This is a genomic window from Oscillospiraceae bacterium (assembly GCA_034925865.1).
Lineage (GTDB): Bacteria > Bacillota > Clostridia > Oscillospirales > SIG627 > SIG704.
In genome coordinates, this window is sequence record JAYFRN010000016.1 from 21703 (window position 1) to 30767 (window position 9065).

Annotated in this window: 7 protein-coding genes; 4 read left to right on the plus strand and 3 right to left on the minus strand. The window is 39.6% G+C overall.

Features of this window, described 5'->3' with window-relative positions; translation table 11 throughout:
* The first annotated feature begins 11 nt into the window (after positions 1-11).
* From VB118_07335 to VB118_07350, 4 genes are read left to right on the plus strand one after another with little or no spacing between them, the layout of a single operon-like run.
* Positions 12-860, plus strand: a complete 849-nt coding sequence (locus VB118_07335) for an MBL fold metallo-hydrolase (protein MEA4832413.1) — start codon at positions 12-14, stop codon at positions 858-860.
* On the plus strand, positions 857-1702 hold the full coding sequence (locus tag VB118_07340; protein MEA4832414.1) for an Mrp/NBP35 family ATP-binding protein: 846 nt from the start codon (positions 857-859) through the stop codon (positions 1700-1702). Before VB118_07335 ends, VB118_07340 begins: the two co-directional genes overlap by 4 nt.
* Positions 1699-2166, plus strand: a complete 468-nt coding sequence (locus VB118_07345) for a C-GCAxxG-C-C family protein (protein MEA4832415.1) — start codon at positions 1699-1701, stop codon at positions 2164-2166. Before VB118_07340 ends, VB118_07345 begins: the two co-directional genes overlap by 4 nt.
* 17 nt (positions 2167-2183) lie before the next feature.
* Positions 2184-2540 (plus strand): NifB/NifX family molybdenum-iron cluster-binding protein, encoded by a 357-nt coding sequence (locus tag VB118_07350; GenBank protein MEA4832416.1) that lies wholly within the window; start codon positions 2184-2186, stop codon positions 2538-2540.
* An 81-nt stretch (positions 2541-2621) separates the two neighbouring features.
* On the opposite strand, the gene VB118_07355 is transcribed toward VB118_07350, so the two are convergent.
* The 3 genes from VB118_07355 to VB118_07365 all read right to left on the minus strand — a co-directional run bounded on the left by VB118_07355 (position 2622) and on the right by VB118_07365 (position 8567).
* A complete protein-coding gene (locus VB118_07355) occupies positions 2622-3617 on the minus strand; it encodes an aminoglycoside phosphotransferase family protein (GenBank protein MEA4832417.1) in 996 nt (331 codons plus the stop codon).
* 146 nt (positions 3618-3763) lie between these two features.
* Entirely contained in the window at positions 3764-4240 is a 477-nt protein-coding gene (locus tag VB118_07360) for a DNA-deoxyinosine glycosylase (GenBank protein ID MEA4832418.1), read from the minus strand.
* Positions 4241-4574: 334 nt separating this feature from the next.
* Positions 4575-8567, minus strand: a complete 3993-nt coding sequence (locus VB118_07365; GenBank protein MEA4832419.1) for a heparinase II/III family protein — start codon at positions 8565-8567, stop codon at positions 4575-4577.
* Positions 8568-9065: the final 498 nt, after the last annotated feature.

Consider the following 9065-nt stretch of genomic DNA (forward strand, 5'->3'; position numbering starts at 1 on the left):
TTCAAAATCAAATGATTATTAAGGTGTTATCGGAAAATACATCCATTTCCGAAAAACTATCCTGTGAACACGGTTTAAGTCTGTATATTGAAACGGTCAATCACAGGCTTCTATTTGATACGGGCGCAAGCGGACTATTTGCCGAAAACGCGGTAAAGCTCGGTGTGGATTTGAAAAAGGTCGACACGGTCATAATCTCGCATGGGCATTATGATCACGGGGGCGGATTGAGGACTTTTTTAGATATAAATAAAAACGCAAAAGTTTATTTTCAGGAAAAGGCGTTTGAAAAGCACTACTCGAACAGATCCGGCGGAGAAAAAGCATATATCGGGCTGGATGAAGCTCTGCTGACAAACGACAGGTTTATTTTCTGCACAGACCGCTTAAAAATTGACGATGAGCTGGAGCTATTCTCCGGAGTAAAGGCCGAAATACTTGTCCCATCGGGAAACGCGGATTTATTTAAGAAGACAGGCGATATATTTATTCAGGATGATTTTGCGCATGAACAAAATTTGATTATCAATGAAGGAAATATAACGCTTCTGATAGCGGGATGCGCACACAACGGAATTATCAATATTGTCGGTCAATTCAATAAAAATAACGGTCATATGCCGGATTATGTTTTGGGAGGATTTCACCTTTACAGCAAAGGAACTAAACAAAACGAAGCTCCTGATATGGTTGATAAAATAGGGAAATTCTTGTTGGAGACGAATTCGAAATATTATACTTGCCACTGTACGGGTATGGAGTCCTATAACCGGCTAAAAGCTGTAATGAGAGAGAAAATCGACTATATATCGACGGGAAATCAATTGGGAATAAATAGTCAGGGAGATAAAAAACAATGAGTGAAAATTGCAGCGGAAATTGCGGCAGCTGTGGAGAAAGCTGCTCGGAAAGAAAAGAAGAACAAAACGGCTTTATTGAGAAGCCTCATGAACTGAGTAAAATCAAAAAAGTCATCGGAATAGTCAGCGGGAAGGGAGGAGTAGGAAAATCATCTGTGACCTCCATGCTTGCAGTTACGATGAAAAGGCTGGGGTACAATGTGGCAATACTTGATGCTGATGTTACGGGACCTTCTATCCCGAAGGCATTCGGCATAAAAGGAAAAGCCACGGGAAGCGATCTGGGATTGTACCCGATAAGAAGCATAACGGGGATTGATATTATGTCAATCAATCTGCTTCTCGAAAACGATACCGATCCGGTTATCTGGAGAGGGCCGATCTTAGGCAATACCGTAAAACAGTTCTGGACAGATGTAATCTGGGGCGATGTCGATTATATGTTTATTGATATGCCGCCGGGAACGGGCGACGTGCCTCTTACGGTATTTCAATCCATTGCAATTGACGGTATAATAATCGTAACTTCTCCGCAGGAGCTTGTTTCAATGATTGTGTCGAAAGCGGTCAAAATGGCGGAAATGATGAATATTCCGGTCATCGGGCTTGTTGAAAATATGTCGTATTTCAAATGCCCTGATAATGGGAAGGAATACAGAGTATTTGGTGAAAGCCATATAAATGAAATCGCCGAAAAACACAACCTAAAGGTTCTTGCGAAGGTTCCTATTGATCCCAGAATATCGGCCGCATGTGATAAAGGTATGATTGAGCTTTTTGACGGCGATTGGTTTGATTCTCTATCAAAAACATTGGAACAAGAAAGCGAAGAAAATAAATGAGTAAGCATTCCGATTCAGCCAAAGAGCTGTTTATGAAGGGTTATAACTGTGCCCAGTCTGTTTTTGCCGCATTCTGCGATGAAACCGGACTTGATTTTGAAACTGCTTTAAAGCTTTCCTCTTCCTTTGGAGGAGGAATGGGAAGACTGCGTGAAGTATGCGGCGCATTAAGCAGCGTGTTTATGATAGTGGGAATCAAATACGGTTATACCTCTCCTGACGACAAAGAGACAAAAGCGGAGCATTATAAGCTGATACAATCGCTGGCAAAAAAATTCGAGGATGTAAACGGCTCTCTGCTTTGCAGAGAATTGTTAGGGCTTAAAGAAAAACACAGCAGCCCCGTACCCGAAGAAAGAACAGAGGTTTATTATGTAAAGCGTCCGTGCGCGGAGCTTGTGGAATACGCCGCGAAATTATTAGATGAATATATTGAATCAAGAAATTCGGAGAAAATGAATTGAAAGGTATGGTAAAAGTTATGAAAATTGCAGTAGCGTCTGAAGGAAAAAATGTCACGGAGCATTTCGGGCATTGTGTAAACTTTATGATTTATAATGTCGATAACGGCAAGATTGTCGGTGAGGAATCAATCCCCAATCCTGGGCACAGGCCGGGATTCCTGCCTAATTTCCTGGCTGACCGCGGCGTGAATGTTATAATAAGCGGCGGAATGGGCGGCGGAGCTGTCGATATATTTAACGAAAGAAATGTCGAGGTCGTCGTGGGAGCTTCCGGTGACGCCAAAACCGCTGTTGTAAATTATTTAAAAGGCGAACTGAAGACGACCGGATCAGTTTGCCATGAGCATCAGCATCATGATGAATGCGGTGAATAAGACAAAACGGTAAAGTATTATAAAATAAAAAAAGCACGGAGAGCTATTATGCCCTCTGTGCTTTTTAAATATATCATATATCTATTCAGCAAAAAATGTTTCGTATGCTACGAGTGCTTTTTCTGCCATGGCGAAATCCAATATACCGCTGTTGATCAATCTGATCGGAAAAAATAAGTTTTCACATATTGATGCTTTATAATCGGAAATAAAATTATCAAAGCTGTATCCATCGATATTTTTACTTATTATACTGTAATAATGATTAAGAAATGGCATTGCTGCCGATTTTCCCGGCGCGGCATGCAAAGCTAAAAACATAGCAAGATCATCGGTGGCAAGTCCCATTCTTACCGCCTCAAAATCAATCATTTTAACTGCGGTGTTTCTTTCATCTGCGGAAATGAAGGTATTGCCGGGGTGAAAATCACCGTGAATAACTGTTATATTTTTCCCTTTTTGGAACCTGTCGCATATGATGCGCGGGTATTTGTCATTTAAAAATTCCAGTGCCTGCTCATATATTTCGAAATCCTTACTTTTTAATTTTCCTGAATATGATTTCTTATATATTAAGTAGTCATTTTCCACATATTTCATGTGTTCAGTGAAATTATTTATATGCCAGGGCAATCCGATTTTATCGAACATATCATAATTATCCCAGCATTTCAAGTGCAAATCCGCTACAGCTGATAGCACATCATTTATATGATTTCGGTAAATATTGCCTTGCGGATTATCCTCGTCAAACATAAAGCCGGTAATATAATTTTCTCCCAGATCTTCAATCAACATCGCCTTTGATTCAAAATCCAAAAAATATACCTTTGGAACAGCAATCCCGAGTTTATTTAATAATGAAAGCTTATGCAATCCGTCATCATTTGTAATTAATACTTTTTCTATGAGCTTAATATCACCGGCAGAGCTTTTTGCGACAATACTGTTGGTAATACTTCTGTCATTATTGCGTATGTTTGTTCTATGAATAACAGCGATCTCTATATTTCCATGTATGTTTTTAATAGCCTCAGATATTGTGCCAAAGTCAAGTCCCATATTGTTATTATTCATTGGATTTACCTCAAGTCATTATAAACATTAAACAAATCGTCTGTATATTTCAATTCTCATTTACTTTTATTAAAACAGAAATAAAATGATAATTGTGTTAATGAGAGAAATTGCCGCGTCAATAAAACGCTTAGTATTTATATAGATTAATATAATATAACCTCCCATGCCTCAATCAGGCTGTCAAGTGTCCACGCTGCGTTTGCCGGGCTGGTTGACGGCAGGGAGACCGCGCTTCTTCCGATTATCGGGCGCGTGTATTTATTATAAAATTTTTCAGACGTCTTTCCGTTGACATAAATTTGTTTTATTCCACATTTATCAAGTATTACATTCAAATCGTTAGGCTTTACATTTGTTATCGAGCTGTCAGAGCTGCCCACAATTTCGCAGGAGTATATAACATCCCAGAGCGCGATATCGTTATCAAGTAAAAAAGCTTTCTTTTCCGGAATTGTCTGAGGAATATCACAGCCGAACACTGACGCAGTAACCCGCCAGAATCGGTTTTGCGGATGCCCATAAAAGAATCCGGTTTCGCGTGATTTTACCGATGGAAAGCTTCCGAGTATGAGTATATGTGAATTTTTATCGTAAATCGGAGGAATGGGATGAATTATCATTCATATTTACCGTTTATAATATATTTAATGCTTCCCTATATGTGTCAAAACTTGTATTCTGTATCTTCTGTTCAAATATTCGTCGACACCTGACTGTGATTATATTATACAGGATAATTTTACTATTGTCCATCTCTTGCTAATTGAGAATTAATCTATTTTGAATTGAGCTTCGGCTCGAATCTAACCAAAGTTTGATTATAATAAAATGCTTTGCAAATCAAAGCTTCCTTGCTTGTTCATTATTACTTATTACTTCAAAAACTACCGGATGCGCGGACAAAGGAATAATGAGATTATCGGTACTCGGAAACAAAAACACTATTGCAAGCTGTTATTGCAATTTATGCTTTTTTTTATTGTGAATTACAAAGGCGGCCGCGATGCCGCACAGTAAAATTACAATACCGCCTGCGACATAAGGCAAAATGGATTTTGCAGAATCACTTTCCTTCTGCGGAATTGGTTTGTATTCAAGTGAAAAATCCGGATATTTAATGCTGGAAATTTGATATTCAGACATTGTGCGAAGACTAACAATAAATTTTTCACATTGGTTATCATTTTCGTGCGTTATGGAAAATCTAAGTGTATAATTATCTACAGAGCCGTCAGGTGTTTCTTTCAGATAAAGAACATTGTTTTTAATTTCAAACATCCTGCCGTCCCCAAATTCCGGCTCTAACGAAATTATGTATTCAGGTATTTCGGCGGCAGATTTTGCACTTGCGGCAACGGGGTAAAGCATTGCAACAAGATCGCCCGCTTGTGCTTTAGGAGAAAGCATATTTGAAAGCGTTATATCTGAAAATGCAGGCTTTACAAAATCCTTTAATAAGCTAGTGTCACCGAAAACGTTGGAAAGCGGAATATAATAATTACATCCTACATCAAAATAATATACATATCCATCGTCTGGATTTTTTGCGGATACATATCTTTTCACTGTTGTAACATCACCAATGTCAAGGATATAGTTGTCTCCGTCCTTTTTTGCTGAAATAATGCGATAACATGCGTTTGTATCGCTGTCTTCATCAATATATATATATCTGCCTTTAAAAGTGGAAACATCGGGATTGCCGTTTGCCGTAACGGTTATATAATTATTATCGGAAAGCTCTTTCGTAAAATCCGCGATCTTTCCGGTTATACGAGCTGTGCAATTTTCATTTTTTATGAAAGAAGCATCATTTGTGTAAATCAGTTCTTCACCATTGGATAGAACGCTAAAAACGCCGAAAAACCCACAGAAATCAAATATACCGTCAACGGTATATTTCGTGTCCTTATCGCCGGCATTTTGAACAATGTAATCGATTCTGCCATTATTAAGCGTTATTTTAAGAGCGCGTACAATATGCGCGTCTGCTTCCACAGAATTAACAGTCACCGGAACAAGCTGAGAAGCTGTGATTTTGGCAGTCTGTGTATATGGCTCTATGACTGTAACGAAACATGATTTGTGTTTGCTTCCGGCATCATTTTCTATCAAAAGATATTCAAGTTCATCCGGATTTTCCGCACGGTTTCTCGGAGGTATACCGGTGGCAAGATATGCCGCGGTGCAATCACCAAGAGAGGTTATTTTCAGGTGAATATCCTTTGCGGTAGAAGTGGAATATGTGTCCGTGATGGAGTAATCAACTGAGAACGTCGGCTTTGGCGAAAGGTCGCGGCGTACATTTATAAGCCATTGATATCCGGATTGTGGAACATATCCTTTTATGACTCCGGAGGCTGTTTCGCCCAGTCCGTACTTCGGGCTCAATAAATTGCCGACAAAATTCCCGCTATCATCTTTTTGTTCATCAAGCTCTAAGCCTTCGACCTTATAATCAAAGGATTCTGCGCCGTGAAAGCTGTATACATGATTTGTTCCGCCGGTAACTCTGAATAAATCCACCAAATACTCGGAATCACCGTCAATATCAATCATCGCGCTTGTCCGGCTGTATTCGCTTGTTGCTTTGTATGCGGATTCCACGTCTACGGAAACAAGCTTTACGTATTCGGATTCATCATAATGAGTGATATCACCGGACACGACATTTGAGTCCTGTCCGTGCTTGTCGACAACGACAGTGTTGTGCGAGATTGTGTTGTTCACCCAGCCAAAACGATGCGGGTCAACGTTATTGGCAAATTCAGGATAACCCAAATCAGGCATCATATCTATATTGAACGAATAAAGCCCCAAGTCAAGGCTTGAAAGATGACCGTGTCCGGTGTTTCTACCATAGTAAATATACATACTGGATTCCGGATTGGCAACTGTTTCGCCGGATAAAGCAGAGCTTTGTTTGTTCACTACAAGCTGAACAATTTCAATAGAGGTATTCGTGCTTTGCGCGTCAAATGTAATCATATGAAGTCCCGCTGTCATTGAAATTGTTCTGCGGAAATAAATTAATTGCTCTTCGCCGATTGCTGCGTTAATATCCACATCAGCCTGTAAAAGCTTGCTGTCGACATACACATCGAAATTACCGCCGTTATCTCTGCCTTTAATCTTTGGAATCAATTCATAAACTGCTTTTGTATTATCAAGGTAAAAGCAAAGTGTGAGCGCGTGATTGTTTTCATCGGAGACAAACCCGACGCTGCTTTCAGTTTTAAACGCGGAGGGGATACTCTGTAAATTTAGTATTTCCAGTGATTCCGGAGTGTATTTTATGTTGTTTTTATATACATTGCCGGTGCTTTTTCCCCGACGGATATTTTTCAGAGAAGCAAAGCCATAACCGGCAAGATTGACACTGCCGATTTCAATATCACCGGATTCTTCGGCGGCGGCCTTTATTTCGTTTGCTACTTCCTCTGGATTTTTGTCGAAAATAGTAAGCCGCAGCGAAGAAAAATCACCGCCGGTTATAAGAGATATTGCCTGTGCCAGATACGGATCCTTATATGCGAGATATCCGTACATAAGAATATCGGCGCGAGAAATGATCTCACAATCACCCGTACCGCCGCTGTCACCGATTGAGGGTGTGCTTCGTGAATTCATAATCAGCGAAAGTGAGGCATAAAACATTTTTTTGAATTTAATATTATCGTAAATGTCATAGCTTTCGCCGGTCGAGTTGATTTTATATCCCTTTAAATTATTAGCCATACCGAGAAAATAAGATATCCACATACTATTATAACCAGGAGCAGCCTCCGTTCCGAAGCCGTCGCGATCAACAAGGTCAACAAACAGCGCAGAAATGTCTCCGGTATAATACCCATTGACCGAAGATTGCGGAGCAAAATCCAAATCCAGCATTCTTTTACTTATCTTTGGGTCGTCAAGTACCATTGCGGCGAGTGCAAGAGTTTCTTGATGAGTACCATTATTGCCTCGAAGCTGCCCGTTTTTAAAACAACGTTCAATTTCAAGAATTATATTATTTTCTATTTTTACCATCTGAGTTTTATAACCGGACTTGTCGCCGTAATGCGTGGCTAAACAGCTTTTTGCTTCGTCGCCCAAATTCGGGAAAGCGTCAAAGCATGCGTCATATGCAGTGACATAATTATTTGCCAATCCGGTTTCCCATATCATATCGACTGACTTACCGAGAATCCATGAGGCAAAGCCCACACGATTTCCGGCGGAGTCAAGCTGCTTTGAAATATCGAGCGTAGGATAAATATCGGCGATCCTGCAAAGCATGACAATGCACGCATCCGCATATTTTTGTTCGCCCGTATAAACATAAGCAAGCTTCAGATTTTTAATTGCGTTGGAAATAAATGCGTTTGAACCATACCACAAAGCCCAGTGTGTATAATATCCGATGAAAAGCCATCTGCTTCCGTCTTTTACATATCCTTGACCGTTGTCAACTCCCCAGTCTGGTCCTTTTTCGGGATAAAGAGTATTGACAAGATATTGTTTATCTCCTCGCGAAGGGTCGAAATTCCCATTTTCGTCAAGCGCGGAGTTATAAAACGCTTCGAAATCGTTGGTCGGGAACTTCATGCCGCAACTAGGGCATGTTATTTTCCAAGGATCGTTGACAGCATCATAGGTATAGCCATAATTTCCGTATTCCATGACCTCCATACCGCAATTCAAACATCCCTTGTATTCATTTACACCATGGTATCTGTAAACCTCCTGAGAAGGTATGCTTTTCCTTAAATATTCAATGCCTAAATCAAGAAGCTTGTCAGCTTCGGCGCACACCTTGTTTTTTTCTTCGGCCGCCCAAGCATGTTTCTCAATGTTTTCGCGTGCGTTCTCGCGCTTTTCTTCTGTATAATAAGTTGCGCGTTTTTTAAGCGGCTCTACTTCAGCGGCGGCTTTGACTGTTAAAAATGGCATACAACTGCCCATAATAATGACCCCCGAAATTATGAATGATATCAATTTTTGCATGCTTTTCATCGTTGAACTCCATATCCATAAAAGTAGATATTGTCATTGTTATCTACATATTGCTGACAATATCATTGATTTGATTAGAATCAAACTCAATGTGTGTAAAACACATAAGTTACCAATATGTAAATATTTATCGTAATTATAGCACATATATTACAATAATGCAATCTATTGTGAATAATATAATGATAATATAAATATTTGGTAAATTCCCAAAGTAAAATCCACAGTGGAATTTGCAATGGAGTTTAGTCTGGGAATTTACGTGATATTGAGGTTCATTTTTTAACTCGACATTTAAATAATTACCGACAGTGTAAAATGGTTTGTGTAAACTCTCAAAAAGTAATATAATAAAAAATGGGAGTTGAAAAAAATGACAAGAGAGAAAAGAGATCCACGCAGAGAAGAGTTGCTGCGGGAAATGATAGGAATGTATCATCCGCAGTC